Source organism: Wohlfahrtiimonas chitiniclastica DSM 18708 (assembly GCF_000375345.1).
Lineage (GTDB): Bacteria > Pseudomonadota > Gammaproteobacteria > Cardiobacteriales > Wohlfahrtiimonadaceae > Wohlfahrtiimonas > Wohlfahrtiimonas chitiniclastica.
In genome coordinates, this window is sequence record NZ_AQXD01000001.1 from 631039 (window position 1) to 650441 (window position 19403).

The window sequence follows — 19403 nt, forward strand, 5'->3', positions numbered from 1 at the left end:
AAATATTCCCTGCTCTAAAAAATTTTAGAGTGATTCGCCACTCACAAATCATTGATCAATTTAGGTTTTGATCCATTTTGCCTTTTGGGCGCTCTCCATGATGGTTCTAATTATATAGCATGCTTATCTAGCGAAAATCAACTCTAAAGCCGTATTCTAGGCACTTTGTTTCATTTAATGTTGAGACTCATATCAAAAGTATTTGAAAAATCAGCATCAACACCCATAAATGTGATCAAAAACTATACAGCCAAACTTTGTTAACTCATTGTAATTAAATATAACCATCAATAGTTAAATGCTAATACGATCATCTTACAATGGATCAATTATTTAAATGATCATCGTTTTTATTTGCAAAATTTTTAAAAATTCGTATCTTCTCATTAAGGAGGTGTTTTATATATTAAAAAATATGCATCAAACATACATGAGAAATTTAATTCATTAAAACAATACAACAACAAGTAAAATTTGAGGAGGACCCTATGTCTAATGCTGTAGAACAGGATCGCCAATACGATGTCGTCGTGCATCGTATCTACAATGATCCGCGATTCAAAGAGATGGTGGCCAAAAAACAGAGATTCAGTCTCTGGCTACTGCTGCTCACATTAGGTTTTTATATTTTGATCATCATTGGCGTTGCCTTTGCACCTGATCTCGTTGGATTGCCGATGGCATCTGACATGGTGACCACGTGGGGCATTCCTGCGGGATTCTTTTTGATCATTTGGACCATTTTAATGACAGGCTATTACGTCTATCGCACCAATACTTATTATGATCCGATGACGGAAAAGTTGTTAAAGGAGATCGCCAATGAAATTAAATAATGTCTTTAAGCAATTGTTGTGCTTAGCCATTTTGGGCGTGGGCAGCTTTGCCTTAGCACAAACAACAGGCGGCGGTAAAAACTGGACCGCCATCATCATGTTCTTCGTCTTTGTGTTTGCAACGATCGCCATCACATTTTGGGCATCGAATAAAACAAAATCCGCCTCTGACTTCTATACCGCTGGCGGCGGCATCTCAGGCTTTCAAAATGGTTTAGCGATTGCCGGTGACTATTTATCTTCAGCCTCTTTCCTTGGGATCTCTGCCCTTGTGTTTGCATCAGGTTATGATGGTTTAATTTACTCATTTGGCTTCTTCATTGGTTGGCCGGTGATTTTATTCCTCATGGCAGAACGCTTTAGAAACTTAGGTCGCTTCACATTTGCGGACGTGACCGCATTTCGTTTGAATCAAACGCCTATTCGTATTTTAGCGGTGTTCTCCACAATGGCGATCGTGTTGTTATATTTGATCGCACAAATGGTGGGCGCGGGTAAATTAATCGAATTGCTCTTTGGCTTAAACTACAACATTGCTGTTTTCATCGTGGGCATTTTGATGATGATCTATGTATTGTTAGGCGGCATGTTGGCCACAACATGGGTGCAAATGATCAAAGCCGTTTTGATTTTGATCGGCGCAACGTTCATGTCCATCGTGGTTTTATATTGGGTGGGCTTTAACCTTGAAACGTTGTTTGTTGAAGCGACAGATGTTCACAATGCAGGCACTGCGTTGATGAAACCAGGTTTGGCATATTCTAACCCGATCGATACCATCTCTTTAGGCATTGGCTTAATGTTTGGTACGGCAGGTTTGCCACACATCTTGATGCGTTTCTTCACGGTTAAAGATGCCAAAGAAGCAAGAAAATCAGCATTATACGCAACAGGCTTCATTGGTTACTTCTATTTATTGATGTTCATCATCGGCTTTGGCGCGATCTTATATGTGACCGGCAAACCTGAATACACCAATGCAGATGGCTTAATTGTGGGCGGTGCGAACATGGTTGCCATCCATTTATCTCATGCAGTCGGCGGTAACGTATTGTTAGGCTTCATGTCTGCGGTGACATTTGCAACATTGGTTGCGGTTGTTGCAGGTTTAACCTTATCAGGTGCATCTGCCATCAGTCATGACTTCTATGCCAACGTCATCAAAAAAGGCAAACCTGTGATGAAAACTGAGTTGATGATTTCACGCATCACCACAGCATCCTTAGGCATCATTGCAATTTTATTGGGATTATTGTTTGAACATCAAAACGTTGCCTTCTTAGTGGGCTTAGCCTTCTCCATTGCAGCCTCTGCAAACTTCCCATTATTGTTCTTATCCATGTATTGGAAACGCTTGACCACAAAAGGCGCGGTCATTGGTGGTGCAGCAGGTTTAATCAGTGCGGTATTGATGATCCTCTTTGGCCCAGAAGTTTGGGTGAAAGTATTAGGTCACGACAGCCCATTGTTCCCATACAATAACCCTGCGTTATTCTCCATTCCAATTGCATTCATTGTCACATTTGTGGTGTCATCTATGGATAACTCACAACAAGCTGAAGAAGAGCGTTCTAAATTCATCAGCCAATATGTGCGTTCACAAGTGGGCGGCGAAGGCATCTCTGAAGCGATTCAACAATATCGCCAAGTGAATCATCCTGAATTTTTCACTGAAGCGCAAAATAAATCATCATAAAATTCCTTTAAAAGGGAATGAAATGACTCAATACCTGAACGCTGTTTCAGGTATTTTTTTGCCAACATTCTAAAAAACCATAACCATTTTAAATTGTAATGAAATGTTAATGTTCGCTACAATGGTTTCAGTTTCATGGACTGTTGTGAAACTTAATCTATACGATTACTCTCCTTACAAAAAAGCCCTAAAAATATTTTAGGGCTTTTTCTTATGCATGAATGCGTACAATCTTTAAGGGATTTTATAATCCAACGTCGAAGTGGCACCGCGATCGATCCCTAAATGTTTAACCAATGCTGGCAATACACTTTCCAATTCTTTTTTCAAAGTATACGGCGGATTGACAATGAACATGCCGCTGCCAAACATACCAAATTGATCACCTTCAGGTTCTGTGACAGAAAGCGTTACATTGAGGTAATTGTCTTTAAACAATTGTTCCAATTTATTGGGCAAATTCAAACTTTCATTGCGTGGCAGCAACGGATACCAAACCATATAACAACCCGTTGAAAACCGTTCATGCGCTTCTTGCAATGTTTTGATCACCGTTTGATAATCTTTTTTATCTTCATATGGCGGATCAATCAATACCACAGCGCGGCGTGACGATGGCGGCAATAAGCCAATCAAACCTTTAAAGCCATCCGTGATGCCCACTTGGTACTTGACGCCTTGCCCTTTCATGTTGTTGATGAGAATTTCTGAATCCGTTGGATGCAATTCAAATAACTTCATGCGATCGGTGCTTCGCACCAACTTTTGGGCAATCACAGGCGAACCCGGATAAAAGCGTTTTTTACCCGTTTGAAATTGATTGATGAACAATAAAAAATCATCCAAGGCTTTTGGCAGATCATCCGCTTGTTGCAATGTGCCAATGCCCGCTTCATATTCACCCGTTTTTTCCGCAAAAGGATGATGGGTATCATAAAGCCCCGCACCAGAATGCGTATCAATGTACCAATATGGTTTATCTTTTTGATTGTAATAGTTTAAAACAGAAAACAGCACAAAGTGCTTGAGGGCATCTGCATGATTGCCCGCATGAAAGCCATGACGATAACTTAGCATAAATTATTTAGACTCAAAATAAGTGATGTAAAGGAGAGCAGCCACCATAATGATCGCGCCCAGCCAAAATTGGGTGCCCACCGTCCAGCCAAAAAAGACAAAGCCTAAGAGCGTATTTAACGGCAGTTTTAGATAATCAAAGGGTTGAATGTAAATGGCATCCGCCACATGATACGCTTTGACTAAGGTAAATTGTGCAATCATGGTTAAAAAACCCAACACCAATAAATAGCCCATCAATCCCACATCCCACACCAAATGCTCCACTTTCAGCGCATGCGTGAAATTATCCGTCAGCGCCAATACTAAGTTAATTGGAAACATGATGAGATAGAGATAAAAAAGAAGGGTTAAAGGATGATCTTTATCGGCTAAGTATTTAATCAATAATGAATAAATAGCCCAAAAGAAAGCCGCAGCCAATGGTAAAAATGCCACGTAATTCATGGCGGCATAACTGGGGTTTAAAATTAGGATTGCACCCACAAACCCCATCAATGTCACTAAAATACGCACCGACGTGGCTTTTTCTTTCAAAAATAGGAATGCACCGATGCTGGCAAATAATGGCGATGTCATCAGCAAAGCAACGCCTTCCCCAATCGGAAATTGAAGGTTCAGTGCTTTCACCCACAGCTGAACCCCAACAATTGCGGCTAAAATGCGTAAAAAGTGAATCCAAAAACGCTCTGTTTTCGCCACTGTTTTCAACCCAGCTTTTAAAAATGTGGGCAGTAAAAAACAGAAGGCAAAGCTGTATTGAAAAAAAGCAATCCAACTTGAGCTGATGGGATACTGCTGACTGATGTACGGCGTGATCACATTGATGGCAGCAAAGGCAATACCTGTGGCCATCATCCAACAAGCACCCATCATTGGTTTTTGCATATTACAACTCTGTACCCATATAACCTAATGCATTGAGTGAACGTTCATCATCTGACCAACCTTGACGCACTTTCACAAACGCTTTTAAAAATACTTTTTTCTCAAACAATTTTTCTAAATCTTGGCGCGCTTGTGTGCTTGCTTCTTTGAGTGTCACACCGCTTTTACCAATCACGATGCCTTTTTGACTTTCGCGCTCAACCCATACAATGGCATTGATGCGAATGATCTCTGGTTCCACTTCAAAGCTTTCCACTTCCACTGTCAATGCATACGGAATCTCTTGATTTAAGCGGCGCGTTAATTTTTCACGCAACACTTCACTCGCTAAGAACGCACTCGATGCTGTAGTGATTTCATCTTCACTGAACAAAAATGGCTGTTCAGGCAGATAATGCGTTAAAGATTTGATTACCAATTTCATCTGTTTTTCATCTAATGCAGAGATCGGAATGCATTCCGCAAACTGATATTTACTCATCATTTCAGATAAAAATGGGAACAAGGTTTCCTTATCTTTCACATGATCAATTTTATTGACCACTAAAATCACAGGCTTATCAATGTATTTTAAGCGCTTTAATGCCAAGGCATCATCATCGGTGAATTTTAAAGCTTCCACCATAAATAAAATCACATCCGCCATTTCAAGTGAACTGGTGGCGGTTTTATTTAAATGGCGGTTCAATGCTGAATGCTCAGCCACGTGCAATCCTGGTGTATCAATGAAGATCGCTTGGCAATAATGATCCGTATAAATACCCGTAATGGCGTGACGCGTGGTTTGTGGCTTACTGGATGTAATGCTCACTTTTTGACCAATCAAACGATTCATCAATGTGGATTTGCCCACATTCGGTCGGCCAATGATGGAAACGTAGCCTGAGTGTTGGTTTTGATTCATAGTAACTTATCAAGCATCAACTGGGCGGCATTCTGCTCTGCCCTTTTTTTGCTTGTTCCTTCTGCAATGGTTGTAAATGATTGAGCATGACACGCCACTTTAAAGCTTTGAGCGTGGTCTTGTCCTTCAATGGCCACGATCTCATACTCTGGTATCGATTTATTGATGGCTTGCAAATGCTCTTGTAAACGGCTCTTTGGATCCTTCACAGATTCTGTGATGCATTGGAAAGAGCGCTCATTAATGGTGTGTAACTCCGCTTCATATAGGCGTAAAATCATGGCTTTAGCGCTTTCAAAGTTGCTGTCTAAAAAGACCGCAGCAATGATGGCTTCCACCGTGTCTGCTAAAATGCTTGCGCGTTTTGCACCATCGTTTTTACGCTCACCATAGCTGATCACCAAATGTTTTTGTAGATCTAAGGATTTTGCAATGGTGTGCAGCGTCTCTTCCTTCACTAAGTGGGCACGAATGTTTGATAATTCACCCTCTTTAGCATCCGGAAAACGTTCATACAACGCATGGGCAATTGTGAAATTTAAGCAGCCATCTCCCAAAAACTCTAAACGTTCATTGTGAACGCGGGAAACTGAGCGGTGAACCAACGCTTGTTTTAACAAAGCGATGTTCGTAAATTGGTATCCGAGTTTTTCTTGTAGTCGATCAATCATAACTATTTCAATACTGTGAAAATGTGGTCACAATCTTTCAATTGCGTCACACATTTGTAATTCATCCAAATAAAATTGGCTTTACCCACCAATTGATTATCATTGACAAAGCCCCAATAACGGCTGTCTAAACTATTATCGCGGTTATCGCCAAAAGCCAAGTATTGTCCATCTGGCACTTTAAATGGAAATGGGCGCAGGATGTCCAACCCGGCATCTGCACGCGTCAAGTATGGCAACTGCTGCACGCCATGCTCAACGATGCCATCTTTAGATGGCAGGTATTCTGTAAAGATCAAATCTGATTCAGGCTCAATGGCTGGCCCGACATATTCATATTTAACAGGCACACCATTGATGGTGAGCATTTTGTCTTTATAATCCACCACATCACCTGGTAAACCCACAATGCGCTTGATGTAATTGATGCGCTCATCTTTTGGGTATTTAAACACGGCAATGTCACCGCGCTCAACGCCTTCGCCGGCCTTGCTGAAAATGCGCTCATTGGTGATCGGGTAACGCAAACCAAATGACCAGCGATTGGCCACAATCATGTCACCGGCATATAATGTCGGTTGCATTGAGCCACTTGGGATGATGAACGGCTCTGCGATGAATGTACGCAGCACCGTCAAAAAGAGAACAACCGGAAACAAAAATGCTGCCCAATCCACCAGTGCCGGCAATTTTGTATCCTTTGTGCGCTTTTTCTTAAAATATAAGCGATCAATGAGCAGAATTAAACCCGTCACAGGCACTGCAAACACAATGGCAATCGCCAAGTAATGCGTGAATTGGGAAAACATCGTAATATCCTTTGTCTATTTATCAACTTGCAATACAGCTAAGAAGGCAGATTGTGGAATTTCCACGTTACCCACTTGCTTCATGCGTTTTTTACCCGCTTTTTGTTTCTCGAGTAATTTGCGCTTACGGCTCACGTCACCGCCGTAACATTTCGCCAATACGTCTTTACGCATCGCTTTGACAGTGCTTCTTGCAATGATTTGCGCACCAATCGCCGCCTGAATGGCAATGTCAAACATCTGGCGTGGAATCAACTCTTTCATTTTTTCCACCAAATCGCGACCACGATACACCGCATTGTCTTTATGCACAATGAGCGCTAACGCATCAACCGTTTCACCATTGATGAGGATGTCCACTTTCGCAAGATTGGCCGCTTCATAGCGCACAAATTCATAGTCGAAAGAAGCATAACCACGAGACACTGATTTTAAGCGGTCAAAGAAGTCAAGCACCACTTCACTCATCGGCAATTCAAATTGCAATTGCACCTGGGAGCCTGCATACACAATGTTCTTTTGTACGCCGCGCTTTTCCACACACAATGTGATGATGTTGCCTAAGTACTCTTGTGGCGTCAAAATATTTGCACGAATGATCGGCTCACGGATTTCACTGATTTTATTTGGCGCAGGTAAATCATTCGGGTTATCAATCAATACCACTTCACCATCCGTTTTTTCTAATTCATAAATTACGGTTGGCGCAGTTGTGATTAAGTCTAAATCATATTCACGTTCTAAACGCTCTTGAATGATCTCCATGTGTAGCATGCCTAAGAAGCCACAACGGAAACCAAACCCCAACGCTTGAGAAGATTCAGGTTCAAAGTTTAAAGATGCATCATTTAAACGTAATTTTTGTAACGCTTCGCGTAAATTTTCATAATCTGATGAATCCACAGGAAACAGACCGGAGAATACGCGCGATTGTACTTTTTGGAAGCCTGGCACAGCTTCTGTGGCCGGATTGTTTTCTAATGTTAAGGTGTCACCGACTGGCACGCCATCAATGTCTTTAATCCCGGCGATCACAAAACCCACTTGCCCTGCGGACAATTCTGTTTTATCTAAACGCTTAGGTGTAAACACACCCACATGGCTCACTTGATAGTTACGCTTTGTGCTCATCACTTGCATTTTGTCACGCACGCGAAGGGTTCCTTCAAAGATGCGCACCAAAGAGATTACGCCCACATAAGGGTCAAACCATGAGTCAATGATCAATGCTTTTAATGGCGCATTTGGATCACCTTTTGGTGCAGGGATTTTTTGTACCAATGTTTCGAGTACATCTTCAACCCCCATACCTGTTTTAGCAGAACACGTCACGGCATCCATCGCTTCAATGCCAATGATGTCTTCAATTTCAGCAGCAACTTTCATCGGATCTGCTGCTGGTAAGTCAATCTTATTTAAGACAGGGACAACTTCTAGCCCATGATCAATCGCCGTATAGCAGTTGGCCACCGATTGTGCTTCAACGCCTTGAGCCGCATCCACCACCAAAAGCGCCCCCTCACAGGCAAAAAGTGAGCGAGACACTTCATAAGAGAAGTCCACGTGTCCTGGCGTATCAATGAAGTTCAAATGGTAAACTTCCCCATTTTTAGCTTTATAGTCCAATGACACAGAGTGTGCTTTAATCGTAATGCCACGTTCACGCTCAATGTCCATGGAGTCTAACACTTGAGCCTCCATTTCTCGTTCGCTCAAGCCATCACAAATTTGGATAAAACGATCGGCGATCGTGGATTTACCATGATCAATATGGGCAATAATGGAAAAGTTTCTAATGTTCTTCATGCAGTTAATGTCTACCAAAGTAAAGAGGAGAGAACTCTATATGATTCCTCTCCTAAATTCAAATAACAGCTTACAATTATAATGGAATTACTGAGCTTTTGTTGAGTTTTTCTCAAGGTATGCTTTGTAGGCGCGATTGAAGGCATTTGGCAAAGGTTTTAACACGCCTAAATATTCATAGAGTTCCGTTTGATATAAGCGATGCTGATATTTATGCGCTTTACTGCTAAAGGGATACGCCACACAATACAAAAATGCAAAGAGCGACACCACAAATATCAATAAGCTGATTAAGTTCGGCGAAGGTGGCGGCGCACCAAATTGATTATTGCCTTCAATCCCTGGCATAGAAAAGAGCAAAATCGCCCCAATGATCATCCCCGCATACACCACCCATTTAATGATGGCATCAATCTGTTGTAAAAAATGACGTTGGTTCGTTTGTGCTAAATACTCTTTCAATTCTGCCTTTAAGCCAAAGTATTGCTCACTCATACTGTGTTCTCTGACAAAAAGCTCCGCAAACTGCACTTGGGCATCTTTGAGCACATAGTAGTTTTGTACAAATAGGCTAAAAATCAACGTGAAGATTAAAATCGTCACAAATGCCATCTTCCCAATGGATAAATTATCAATGTCACAAAAACGCTGGCTGACAATCATCAACATAAATGTAATGGCAAAGAAGATAAAGAAGAATGAGATGATGAAACTTGCACTGCCTAACGCATCATATAGATAAAGCGGCAAAATATTGAGACAACCAAATAAAATGGCAAATGCCAAAGTGATTCGGTACAGAAAATACAAACGCCCAATGCGCACACCGCTGTGCAATAAAGGCGGCGTTGGGGCAATGTCACGATCATCAATCTCAATATTATGATTGGGATTGGCACGGGTTTTGGCAATGCGCTTCATCTTCTCAACACGGTTGCTCTCTAATGCAGAAACATCATCTGTGTGGCGCATCAATGTCAATTTTTCAGGCGCTTTCAAATAATCTTTTGCGGCTAATTTTCGCTCAGTGTGTGTCGGCGAATGATCAGTCGCCGCAGGTTTCGCGTTAGGCGCAATGGTTTGTGTTCGCGTAACCTCCGGCATTGATAAATCAGGCATTAGGTCATCGACATCTAAATCAATGTCCGCAATTAAACCCGCCTCTGCCAATGCTGTTTGATATTCAATGGCATCACCTTCAGACAAACCGGTGATCAACACAATCGATTGACCCCCTTTTGCAAAAAACCTCTGATAAACCTCTTCGGTCGTTTGATCAAAAAGATCAGACAAATTTTCAAGGATCATCTTTTGATCAACCGTGCGATCAACCTTTCCTCGAAAAACGACTTTGTATTTCATAAAACCTTTTACACTCTAATGAATTAAGACAATTAAAAAAAGTTCTTAAATGAAAACCACTCGTGTCATCACTTAAAAACTGAAGTATATAAAATAAAATGGACAGTGAGCATTTAAATTAGATCAAATAATACTCAAAAATAGGAAGTGCCCTGCATTATATAATTTTTTTAAAAAAATAATGCCATATCGTGTAGAATATAGATAAATGTCATATTATGTGTAAGTAATCTAAAGGGCGTTCGCCCATTTGCTGCAAATACCATCACACCACACAATTTACCTTCCACACTCATAATTTTTTTGAGGGTTTTCATGCGTATTTTTTTTGTTGCCTTGGTCATCTTCTCTACATTCTTTACCACAAGCTTTGCATCGAATGTCTCAAGCCACACATTTGATGGCAATCATTTATCGATGCTCTACACAATTCCCTTTATTGGCTTAATTGCGTCTGTTGCGTTATTGCCTTTAATCGCCCCAAAACTTTGGCTCAATCATTATGGGAAAATCACATTGGGCTGGAGCATCATTTTTTTCATTCCTTTGATCCTTAATTTTGGTTGGGGTGTCGGCGGCGCTGTGCTGGTGGACACACTCATCTCCGAATACATTCCCTTTATTTTATTGCTATTAACCTTATATGTGGTTTCAAGTGGCATTCAGATCACCGGTCACTTTGCCCCAAGCCCTGCTTTAAATGTGATGATTTTACTGATCGGTACTTTACTTGCGTCCATTATGGGCACAACAGGCGCCTCAATGTTACTCATTCGCCCAATACTGCAAGCAAACCAACATCGCCGCCATAAAGTGCATGTGGTGATCTTCTTTATCTTCTTAGTGGCCAACATTGGCGGCGGCTTAACGCCCCTTGGGGATCCGCCACTCTTTTTAGGATTCTTAGAAGGCGTGAGTTTCTTTTGGACACTGCAATACATGTTATTGCCTGTCATCATCACATCAAGCATGTTATTGATGCTCTTTTACCTTATTGATACCAAACTCTTTGCCCTTGAAGAGATCAAACCACAAAAATTAAAAGATAATCATTTTGTGATTAATGGAAAATTTAATTTTATATTAATCGCCGCGGTGCTTGCTGGCATCATCATCTCCGGATTTTGGAATCCAAACATTCAATTAGAAGTGTTTCATTCCACCATTGCCCTTGAGAATGTCTTTCGTGATGTACTCTTTCTAATCGTGATTTATCTCTCTTTTAAATTCACGCCAAAGCAGTTACGCATTGATAATCAATTCAACTGGGAACCCATATTAGAAGTTGCCAAACTCTTTTTAGGCATTTTCCTTACCATTACACCGGTGATTCTGATCCTTCAATCGACCGATCACCCTGTCACAGCATTTTTAATGCGCTTTGCACATGATGAAAGCGGTGCACCTAATAATGTGATCTACTTTTGGATCACCGCCACATTGTCCGCTTTCTTAGACAATGCCCCAACCTATTTGGTGTTCTTTAAAATGGCCATCGGTGATCATGCTCAAGGCGCCGCTTACTTAATGAATGTGATTCCAACAACATTGCTCACCATTTCAATGGCAACGGTGTTTACAGGGCCTTTAACCTACATCGCCAATGCTCCAAACTTCATGATCAAAAGCATTGCAGAGCAACAAGGCATTCGCATGCCAAGCTTCTTCAGTTATATGCTGATCGCCATTGGTACACTCTTACCCATTTACATTTTGCTCAATGTTATTTTCTTAATGTAAATTAAAATGCATTGGCAATCCAAGTGATGCGCGGTGGGGAGAATGAAGTGTCAATCCCCACCACATCAATGCGCGCATCCCCTTGATGATTCACTTGTTGTAAATAACGCTCCGCCGTTTTTCTAACTTTTTGCTGTTTACCAAATGTAATGCTCTCTAAAGGATCACCATGTAAGCGCGTATTTCTCACGCGCACCTCCACAAACACCAAAACGCCGCCCGTTTGCATGATGAGATCAATTTCGCCCATTTTGCAGCGATAATTTTTCATCACAAATTGAAGTCCATGGGCTTCTAAATGTGCCCGGGCATATGCTTCGCCCCAATCACCTGTTAATTGTGGTTCGCTCATTGCGTCATTTCCTTGTATAATCGTAACCCTTAAATTCAAGAATCAGAGAACTCTATGTCAATTTGCTACGTTGTTGCAACACCAATTGGAAATATTGATGATTGGTCACCGCGCGCCATCGAAACTTTAAAAAGCGTTGATGTCATTTTTGCCGAAGATACTCGACACTCCGCTAAACTGATGCAGCTTTTTAACATCCAAACGCCAATGCGCTCCCTGCATGATCACAACGAAACTGACCGCATAGATGAGATCTTAAATTTATTAAATGATGGACAAAATTGCGCCATCATTTCAGATGCGGGCACGCCGCTCATCTCTGATCCTGGCTTTAAAGTGGTGCGTGCCCTTCGTGAAGCCATGCAAACTGTGATTCCCATTCCCGGCGTCAGCGCATTGATCACCGCATTATCCGTTTCCGGCATTGCTACAGATCGTTTTAGCTTTGAAGGATTTTTACCAGCAAAATCCGCAGGCCGCAAAGCACGCATGAATGATGTACGTAAAGATCCGCGCACTTTGGTCTTTTATGAATCGAGCCACAGGATTCTACAAATGCTTGAAGATGCCATGGCAGTGTTTGGCGAAGATCGCTATGCTTTCATTGGCCGCGAGATGACCAAACGCTACGAAAGTTATCTTTCAGAGAGCCTTAAAAATCTTCACGACTATTATACAACCCATTCAGATGAACAACGCGGTGAGTATGTTGTGGTCATTGAAGGGGCAAAAGTTGACACAACAGAGTCAGAAAGCATCGATTTAACAGAGCTGTTAACCATCTTATTGGATGAATTGCCCTTAAAGCAAGCGGTGAGCATTGCCACAAAAGTGACAAAATTATCGAAAAATCATGTGTATCAAGCTGCACTGGCGATCCAAAATAACGTATAATCCCTCTGCAAATTAAGGAGTTGAAAAGTAATGTCAGACGCGACTGTCAATACCAGTACAAAATTATTACCGGGGGAACTCGGTCTTAGCCTCAAATTAGCAGGGCTTTTCTCCATTAGGATGCTGGGCATTTTCATCATATTGCCGGTACTTACCCTTTATAGCCAAAGCTTAACGGGCTCTACCCCCTTTTTAACAGGACTTGTGTTCGCAAGTTATGCCCTCACACAAATCTTATTGCAACCCATTTTTGGTGTGGTGTCCGATAAGATGGGCAGAAAACCTGCCTTAATCGCCGGCCTTGGCTTATTCATTGTGGGCAGCATCATTTTAATGTTTGCAAGCCATGTCTATGTGGCCATTTTAGGGCGCATCATTCAAGGCGCGGGGGCTGTTTCTGCCGTTGTCTTGGCACTAGCCACGGACTTAACCCGTGAATACATTCGCTCAAAAGTGATGGCCATGATTGGCGTGAGCATCGGTTTAACTTTTGGTGTCGCGGTGTCATTAGCCCCCATCATCTATATGGTGGCCAAAGGTTATGGCATTTTTGGTGTCTGTGCACTCATGGGTGCGCTTGGCATCTATGCCACCATTAAATTCATCCCTGATGCACCGATGCCCACAGAAGCAATGAAAACTAAGTGCGAAAGCATCTCTGAGCTCACACGCATCGCCTTTAGCAATGGCAATGTGGTGCGTTTATACTTTGGCGCATTCATGCTGCATCTATTATTGACCATGACCTTTGCTGCCATGCCAAGCCTCCTTTCTCAATTAGAAATCTCTGGCGGATCGGCCACCCTTTATTATGTGAGCACATTTTTCATCTCATGCGTCATCATGTTTGCCTGCGTAGGACTTGCTGAACGCTTTTATCGTCACCGCATTTTATTCTTAGTGGCCATTTTATTTTTAGCACTCGCGTATTTAGGCTTAATCATTTCTGAAGAAGGCAGTCATGCCCTATTTTTCTGGGGCTTACTGTTATTTTTCTTTGGCTTTAATGTGATGGAAGCGATGCAACCTTCCATCATGTCTCGCGCAGCCGATCAACACTATCGCGGTACCATTATGGGTGTTTTTTCCTCATCACAATTTTTAGGCACATCCATTGGTGGCATGCTTGGCGCTACAATCAGCGGTTATTTTGGCGTACAATATGTCTTTTACTTGGCATTTCTTTTAGCAGCAGTTTGGTTCGCAATCGCATGGCCGATGCAAAATCCTGTTAAACCTCAAAAGAAAGCAGACGCATAATGGAAGCAGAAACCTTAAAAATTAAAGTGGCACAAAAAATGATCGGGCTGATTGATCTGCCCTATCTATTTTTAAACCTAGATGCCCAAAAAGTGGCACAAGAAGTGACAACCATTGGGCCCATTGCCTCAATCACAACCTTTGCGCAACACATTGCCCCACTTCGTGAAGCATTAGGCGACAATCCACCGACATTGTCATGCATCATCAACTATCCAAATGGCCCTTTTAATACCTACAACGCCACCCAAGAGATGAAACAAGCCATCGAAGCTGGCACTGATGAAATTGACCTCGTCTTTCCCTATCAAGCCTTGGTCAATCGTCAAGCGGGCTTATGTTTGAAATTTTTGAACACCATGCGTGAAACCGCAGGTGATACGCCATTAAAGCTCACCATTGAAGCGGGCATTTTACAAGATGCCAAATGGATTCGAAAAGCCACAGAACTTGCTGTCAGAAGTGGCATGAATGTCGTCAAAACCGCTTCAGGACGCAATCGTCAACAAATCACCCTCACCATGGTGCAAATGATGCTGACTGTGATTGAAGACATGAATCCTGAAACGGGCATTCACATCGTGACAACCAACAACAATTTTACCGAAGCTTCACAATACTTAGAGGAAGTCATCAACCGTTTAGGCACATCATGGGTTGATGCTTCTCATTTCCGTTTAAGTGGTCCGAATTTGGTCAGCTCCATTTCAGAGCTGCTCGCTAAAGACCATGCTATTTAATATTTTTAATCTGAGAGTTTTATGAATCCACAATTAACCATCGCACAAAAAAGTGTTTCTAAAGTTAGCCGTTTAATCAATCAAATCTTTGAACAAACTGCTAAATTAAGCCAAGCACAACGCGAAGAGACCGAACGTTTTGACATCTTTTACGCACAAATCGAAACTGAAATTGCCAAAGAGATTTTATACGCTTATCCAGATCATACGGTCGAAACAAAACTCACGGGCGTTCATGGCAAAGCTGACAATAAATCTTATTGGTATGTGAGCGGCATCGTTGGCAAACAAAACTTCTTAGGTGGCAATCCTGACTTTGCTGTTTCTGTGGCTTATATGGTTGAAGACAAATTAATGGCAGCATATGTTTATGCGCCTGTGTCACAAAAAACCTATATGGCTGTGAAAAATGAAGGTGCGACACTCAATGACATTCGCATCCGTTTACCTCGCCACAGCGGCCGCATCAGCGATGCCCTTTTACTCACAGATGCTCGTTCATTGCGTAAAGAAAACGTGATGATGACCGCGCATTTACATCACCTCTCTTTAGGTGTTAGAGTATTAGGCGATGAAGCATTGAGCATCTGCGAAATGATCGAAGGCAAAGCATCTGCCGCTTGGTTGAATGCGTTTGATCCTTGTGATCATTTAGCGGCTGTATTGATTGCCCAAGAAGGCGGCGCTTTAGCCACTGACTTTAGCGGTAATGAAGTGGACATCAGCGCTGAAAATGCAGCTTTCGCCACACCTAAATTATTGAAACCTTTATTACAATCCATCCATCAAGCCAAACGTTAATGAAGATCCGGAAATCTCACCTACTTGCCCCATTGTTAACCCTGTGCTTCATGCCAGAAGCCCACAGTTTATCGTTGTTGATGCAAAAGTATCACAATGTGGAGTTTGCAGTGGTTGAGGTTTCCGAACATGATTCATTACAACTTTTTTGGAAAAATCCAGCCACTGAGCAGCCGTATCAATCTTTTTCAACCCTCAATAAGACGCTGCAAAAAGAGAAAAAGCAGCTTCTGTTTGCCATCAACTCTGGCATTTTTGGACAAGATCAATCGCCGCTTGGTTGGCATATGGAAAAAGGTGAGCTCTTAAAGGGCTTAAATCAGATCACACGCACAAATGCCATCGGGAACTTTTCATTGATCCCGAATGGCGTTTTTTTTGTCAATAAAGATGGATCGCGCCATGTGTTGGAAACAGAAAATTTTCTTCGCAATCAAAAGCGCTATGAGCCTTTATATGCCACACAATCTGGCCCGATGCTTGTGGTCAATGGTCAATTGCACCCAAAATTCTTCCCATCTTCCGACAGCTTAAAATACCGCAGCGGCGTTTGTGTTAAAAACAACACCACGTATTTTGCCGTCACACAAAGCCCCATTAATTTTTATTACTTTGCCAAATTCTTTCAAGCGGAACTTGGCTGCAAAGATGCCCTTTATCTTGATGGCACATTATCACAACTCTCTTACCTTGGAAAAATTTATGGCGCACCCTTTTGGAATGTGCGCCCATATGTAGGCATTTGGGCCGTTACGAGCCCGATGACAAAGGAAACGTCAAAGTAATCATCAATCCGCCATCGGCATGATTTTTTGCCTCAATGGTGCCGTGATGATGCTTCACCATTTGCCCTGCGATGGCTAAACCTAAACCGGCACCATTTGAATCCGGCACCTCTTCATTCTCCGCACGATAAAACGCCTCAAATAAGCGCCCTAAATCCTTTGGCTGAACGCCGGGACCATCATCATGCACGCTGATGATCAATTGATCATTCACCACTTTAAAGGCAACATCAATGCGCGTTTTAGCATAATGGATGGCATTACGCAAAATGTTCTCAATCCCGCTTTGAAAGTTTTCCACATTTAACAGCACGTTGATCTCTGGCACGTCATCATAATGAAGCTGTTTGCCATTGGCATCGGCTTCAAACGCCGCCTCTGCCAATAGTTCAATCAATGCTGACGTTAAAGGTACCGATTCATGTTGCTCACGGCGCAAAATCAATTCACGAGACAATGACAACATCGCCTGAATACGATCTTCAATTAAAATGAGGTTTTGCTCAATTCGGTCAATGTCCGGCGCTAAGGATGCATCTGTTTTACGGCGCAACATACCATTGGTTAAACGAATGCGCGTCAAAGGTGTTCTCAGCTCATGGGACATGTTCCCAAAAAGGCGATTCTTCTCTGCTTCTGCCTTTTGCAGCTCTTCGACCATTTGATTAAAGCTTTGCCCAAGATAACTGAACTCCACCGTCCCTTTTTCAAGGGCAGGATCCACTTCCCAATCGCCTTTCGCCACCCGATCGGCCGCTTGTTTTAAGCGCTTAATTGGACGATAGAGCGAATAGGTGAGTAAAAAGATAAAAGGCAAACTGGCAAAGAGCATCAACAACAGTAACAGTGAAGGCGATTTAAACATCATGCTCACATAATACGATTGCGGTAATTTTGGAAAGAGCATATAAAACTGATAACGCGCCCCTTCCACCTCAAAAGGCCCCATGATCATTTGCGAATTGATCACTTGTTGATGCGGTACATCTTCATCCGTCACCGCCGTAATGAATTCACGATACTCAGGATTATCCACACTACTGATGGAATAGGCTAAATATTCAGGATCATTGGTTTTCGGAATGGCAATGAAGCGCCCTGCATTTTTAGCATGGCGCATCTGTAACTGGCGATCAAGGCGCTGTTGAATCTTCTCCCGCTCAGCACTTGGCACTTCACGAATGCGCCTTTGATCAAGCGTTGGAATGATGATGGCGATGGAGACCACCGCAATGCAATAGATCAAAAAGACAAAAAAGATCCGCACACTCAACAAAGAGAAAAATTTACGCACGCCTCACCCCTTATTCAATGAACATATAACCTAAACCATGAATGGTTTTAAACCATGGCATGCCGTTGTCACGATCGGGAATTTTCTTACGCAGATTGCTCACATGCATGTCAATGACGCGGTCAAACGCTTGATGACGCTTTCCTAAAATTTCGCGGCTCAATTCATCTCGGCTGATGGCTTTGCCGCGGTTTTTCACCATATACAACAATAATGAGAATTCCGTATACGTTAAATCGATTGGTTTGCCGGCAAAGCTTGCTTGAAACTGCGCTTGATTGAGCTCTAATTGATCCACTTTAATCACATTGTGATCCTGCGGCGCCTCTTCTGCATTGGCACGGCGCAATAATGCACGGATGCGCGCAATCAACTCACGATCATCAAAAGGCTTGCCAATATAATCATCAGCGCCAAGCTCTAGCCCAAGCACGCGATCAATGCTGTCACCTTTTGCTGAAAGCATCAATACGGGCAATAAAGGATGCGTGCTTCTCACCTCTTTTAATGTGTCCCAGCCATTCTTTTTGGGCATCATCACATCTAAAATCAATACATCTGGCGTTGTGTGTGCCATATAAGCTAAGCACTCTTCCCCGTTGTTACACACATCGACGGCAAAGCCCTCAAAGGTCAATAACTCCGAGATCAACGCTTGCAGTTGTAAATCATCATCCACCAATAAAATATGTTCCATGACTACCTCCTTAGGCCATTATAGCGGCTTCTCTACAACTGTCGAAAAACATTTACGCCGCTTTACATTCTCTAGACTGCCTTTTACAAGCACGGGCTTATCATGTACTCAATCTAAAAACATTCACATGAGGACATTGATATGAAAAAGTTAGCTTTAGCAGTGATTGGCGTGATTGCACTTTCAAGCGCCGCGATGGCAAAACCGGATCGTGAACCTAACATCGATCGCTTGCAATTAACGCAAGAACAGAGCGCGCAAATGAAGTCATTGCATGAATCCATGCAAAAAGAGCGTGAAGCCACACATGCCGCTCATCAAGCAGAGATGAAAAACCTCTTAGAAAACCCAACCTTTAATGCAGATCAAGCACGTAAAATGCACCAAAAACATCGTGATGATCGCGCTGTACAAAAATTGCAACACAAGCATGTGGTGTATCAAGTATTAACGCCAGAACAACGCGCTGAATATTTAAAAGCACACGATGGCAAAGGTCCGCGCATGAACCATGACGGAAAAGGCCACAAAGGTCATCGTCAACACCCATAGTTTACCCTGATTTACCCCGATTCTCTCACACTCTCCTTATCCCATCTTCGCGATGGGATCTTTTTTTGCTCATCGAAAAAGACTACATAATAATGACATTAAAGCCATATTTATGCACCATAATTCACAATGAGTCTCAAAAATCCCCGAGGAAATAGATGCTCACCCATTAAATTAGGTAACTTATTTGTAATGAATTCCCACAAAAAAAGGATCTTTCGATCCCCTTTTTATACATC

The 19403-nt window shown here is 42.3% G+C and carries 19 protein-coding genes; 9 read left to right on the plus strand and 10 right to left on the minus strand.

The window, feature by feature from the left end:
- Nucleotides 1-488: 488 nt before the first annotated feature.
- Nucleotides 489-836, plus strand: coding sequence for a DUF485 domain-containing protein (locus B143_RS0102940; protein WP_008314653.1), 348 nt, complete (start codon nucleotides 489-491; stop codon nucleotides 834-836).
- Nucleotides 823-2532: a cation acetate symporter gene (locus tag B143_RS0102945; protein ID WP_008314651.1), complete on the plus strand. Its 1710-nt coding sequence runs from the start codon at nucleotides 823-825 to the stop codon at nucleotides 2530-2532. Before B143_RS0102940 ends, B143_RS0102945 begins: the two co-directional genes overlap by 14 nt.
- A 234-nt stretch (nucleotides 2533-2766) precedes the next feature.
- On the opposite strand, the gene B143_RS0102950 is transcribed toward B143_RS0102945, so the two are convergent.
- From B143_RS0102950 to B143_RS0102980, 7 genes are all read right to left on the minus strand, one after another.
- Nucleotides 2767-3609 carry a 23S rRNA (adenine(2030)-N(6))-methyltransferase RlmJ gene (locus tag B143_RS0102950; protein WP_018122142.1) on the minus strand — a complete coding sequence of 281 codons (843 nt, stop codon included), beginning with the start codon at nucleotides 3607-3609 and terminating at the stop codon, nucleotides 2767-2769.
- A 3-nt stretch (nucleotides 3610-3612) separates the two neighbouring features.
- Complete coding sequence (locus B143_RS0102955; RefSeq protein WP_018122143.1) at nucleotides 3613-4497, minus strand: DMT family transporter; 885 nt, start codon at nucleotides 4495-4497, stop codon at nucleotides 3613-3615.
- A gap of 1 nt (nucleotide 4498) precedes the next feature.
- On the minus strand, nucleotides 4499-5401 hold the full coding sequence (gene era, locus B143_RS0102960; RefSeq protein ID WP_008314646.1) for a GTPase Era: 903 nt from the start codon (nucleotides 5399-5401) through the stop codon (nucleotides 4499-4501).
- Nucleotides 5398-6072: a ribonuclease III gene (gene rnc / locus B143_RS0102965; RefSeq protein ID WP_008314644.1), complete on the minus strand. Its 675-nt coding sequence runs from the start codon at nucleotides 6070-6072 to the stop codon at nucleotides 5398-5400. Before rnc ends, era begins: the two co-directional genes overlap by 4 nt.
- 2 nt (nucleotides 6073-6074) lie before the next feature.
- Nucleotides 6075-6881, minus strand: coding sequence for a signal peptidase I (gene lepB, locus B143_RS0102970; protein ID WP_018122144.1), 807 nt, complete (start codon nucleotides 6879-6881; stop codon nucleotides 6075-6077).
- Between the two features lie 15 nt (nucleotides 6882-6896).
- Nucleotides 6897-8687, minus strand: coding sequence for a translation elongation factor 4 (lepA, locus tag B143_RS0102975; protein ID WP_018122145.1), 1791 nt, complete (start codon nucleotides 8685-8687; stop codon nucleotides 6897-6899).
- An 87-nt stretch (nucleotides 8688-8774) separates the two neighbouring features.
- Nucleotides 8775-9995: a hypothetical protein gene (locus tag B143_RS0102980; RefSeq protein ID WP_018122146.1), complete on the minus strand. Its 1221-nt coding sequence runs from the start codon at nucleotides 9993-9995 to the stop codon at nucleotides 8775-8777.
- A 369-nt stretch (nucleotides 9996-10364) separates the two neighbouring features.
- Between B143_RS0102980 and B143_RS0102985 the strand changes: the two genes are divergently transcribed.
- Nucleotides 10365-11789, plus strand: coding sequence for a sodium:proton antiporter (locus B143_RS0102985; RefSeq protein WP_018122147.1), 1425 nt, complete (start codon nucleotides 10365-10367; stop codon nucleotides 11787-11789).
- Between the two features lies 1 nt (nucleotide 11790).
- On the opposite strand, the gene B143_RS0102990 is transcribed toward B143_RS0102985, so the two are convergent.
- Nucleotides 11791-12141, minus strand: a complete 351-nt coding sequence (locus B143_RS0102990) for a YraN family protein (RefSeq protein WP_018122148.1) — start codon at nucleotides 12139-12141, stop codon at nucleotides 11791-11793.
- A 54-nt stretch (nucleotides 12142-12195) separates the two neighbouring features.
- On the opposite strand from B143_RS0102990, the gene rsmI reads away from it, so the two are divergent.
- From rsmI to B143_RS0103015, 5 genes are read left to right on the plus strand one after another with little or no spacing between them, the layout of a single operon-like run.
- The gene (rsmI, locus tag B143_RS0102995; RefSeq protein ID WP_018122149.1) at nucleotides 12196-13035 is read left to right on the plus strand and encodes a 16S rRNA (cytidine(1402)-2'-O)-methyltransferase; all 840 of its coding nucleotides are present in this window, start codon (nucleotides 12196-12198) and stop codon (nucleotides 13033-13035) included.
- Nucleotides 13036-13065: 30 nt separating this feature from the next.
- Complete coding sequence (locus B143_RS0103000) at nucleotides 13066-14295, plus strand: MFS transporter (protein WP_018122150.1); 1230 nt, start codon at nucleotides 13066-13068, stop codon at nucleotides 14293-14295.
- Nucleotides 14295-15035, plus strand: a complete 741-nt coding sequence (locus tag B143_RS0103005; protein ID WP_018122151.1) for a beta/alpha barrel domain-containing protein — start codon at nucleotides 14295-14297, stop codon at nucleotides 15033-15035. The genes B143_RS0103000 and B143_RS0103005 overlap by 1 nt, the downstream gene beginning before the upstream one ends.
- Before the next feature lie 21 nt (nucleotides 15036-15056).
- The gene (locus B143_RS0103010) at nucleotides 15057-15836 is read left to right on the plus strand and encodes an inositol monophosphatase family protein (RefSeq protein ID WP_018122152.1); all 780 of its coding nucleotides are present in this window, start codon (nucleotides 15057-15059) and stop codon (nucleotides 15834-15836) included.
- Between the two features lie 50 nt (nucleotides 15837-15886).
- A complete protein-coding gene (locus B143_RS0103015; protein WP_018122153.1) occupies nucleotides 15887-16621 on the plus strand; it encodes a phosphodiester glycosidase family protein in 735 nt (244 codons plus the stop codon).
- On the opposite strand, the gene B143_RS0103020 is transcribed toward B143_RS0103015, so the two are convergent.
- Together B143_RS0103020 and B143_RS0103025 are read right to left on the minus strand one after the other, a co-directional pair.
- Nucleotides 16587-17915: an ATP-binding protein gene (locus tag B143_RS0103020; protein WP_018122154.1), complete on the minus strand. Its 1329-nt coding sequence runs from the start codon at nucleotides 17913-17915 to the stop codon at nucleotides 16587-16589. The two genes, B143_RS0103015 and B143_RS0103020, sit on opposite strands and share 35 nt — an antisense overlap.
- A gap of 10 nt (nucleotides 17916-17925) precedes the next feature.
- Nucleotides 17926-18612, minus strand: coding sequence for a response regulator (locus tag B143_RS0103025; protein ID WP_008314617.1), 687 nt, complete (start codon nucleotides 18610-18612; stop codon nucleotides 17926-17928).
- Nucleotides 18613-18753: 141 nt separating this feature from the next.
- On the opposite strand from B143_RS0103025, the gene B143_RS0103030 reads away from it, so the two are divergent.
- Nucleotides 18754-19164 (plus strand): Spy/CpxP family protein refolding chaperone, encoded by a 411-nt coding sequence (locus B143_RS0103030; RefSeq protein WP_018122155.1) that lies wholly within the window; start codon nucleotides 18754-18756, stop codon nucleotides 19162-19164.
- The last annotated feature ends 239 nt before the right edge of the window (nucleotides 19165-19403 follow it).

Coding starts and splice junctions, on each gene's coding strand:
- B143_RS0102980 (WP_018122146.1), bottom strand. CDS start 9,995: ATGATCCTTGAAAATTTGTCTGATCTTTTTGATCAAACGACCGAAGAG.
- lepA (WP_018122145.1), bottom strand. CDS start 8,687: ATGAAGAACATTAGAAACTTTTCCATTATTGCCCATATTGATCATGGT.
- rnc (WP_008314644.1), bottom strand. CDS start 6,072: ATGATTGATCGACTACAAGAAAAACTCGGATACCAATTTACGAACATC.
- B143_RS0102940 (WP_008314653.1), top strand. CDS start 489: ATGTCTAATGCTGTAGAACAGGATCGCCAATACGATGTCGTCGTGCAT.
- era (WP_008314646.1), bottom strand. CDS start 5,401: ATGAATCAAAACCAACACTCAGGCTACGTTTCCATCATTGGCCGACCG.
- B143_RS0102955 (WP_018122143.1), bottom strand. CDS start 4,497: ATGCAAAAACCAATGATGGGTGCTTGTTGGATGATGGCCACAGGTATT.
- B143_RS0102990 (WP_018122148.1), bottom strand. CDS start 12,141: ATGAGCGAACCACAATTAACAGGTGATTGGGGCGAAGCATATGCCCGG.
- lepB (WP_018122144.1), bottom strand. CDS start 6,881: ATGTTTTCCCAATTCACGCATTACTTGGCGATTGCCATTGTGTTTGCA.
- B143_RS0103015 (WP_018122153.1), top strand. CDS start 15,887: ATGCCAGAAGCCCACAGTTTATCGTTGTTGATGCAAAAGTATCACAAT.
- rsmI (WP_018122149.1), top strand. CDS start 12,196: ATGTCAATTTGCTACGTTGTTGCAACACCAATTGGAAATATTGATGAT.
- B143_RS0103030 (WP_018122155.1), top strand. CDS start 18,754: ATGAAAAAGTTAGCTTTAGCAGTGATTGGCGTGATTGCACTTTCAAGC.
- B143_RS0102945 (WP_008314651.1), top strand. CDS start 823: ATGAAATTAAATAATGTCTTTAAGCAATTGTTGTGCTTAGCCATTTTG.
- B143_RS0102985 (WP_018122147.1), top strand. CDS start 10,365: ATGCGTATTTTTTTTGTTGCCTTGGTCATCTTCTCTACATTCTTTACC.
- B143_RS0102950 (WP_018122142.1), bottom strand. CDS start 3,609: ATGCTAAGTTATCGTCATGGCTTTCATGCGGGCAATCATGCAGATGCC.
- B143_RS0103010 (WP_018122152.1), top strand. CDS start 15,057: ATGAATCCACAATTAACCATCGCACAAAAAAGTGTTTCTAAAGTTAGC.
- B143_RS0103000 (WP_018122150.1), top strand. CDS start 13,066: ATGTCAGACGCGACTGTCAATACCAGTACAAAATTATTACCGGGGGAA.
- B143_RS0103025 (WP_008314617.1), bottom strand. CDS start 18,612: ATGGAACATATTTTATTGGTGGATGATGATTTACAACTGCAAGCGTTG.
- B143_RS0103005 (WP_018122151.1), top strand. CDS start 14,295: ATGGAAGCAGAAACCTTAAAAATTAAAGTGGCACAAAAAATGATCGGG.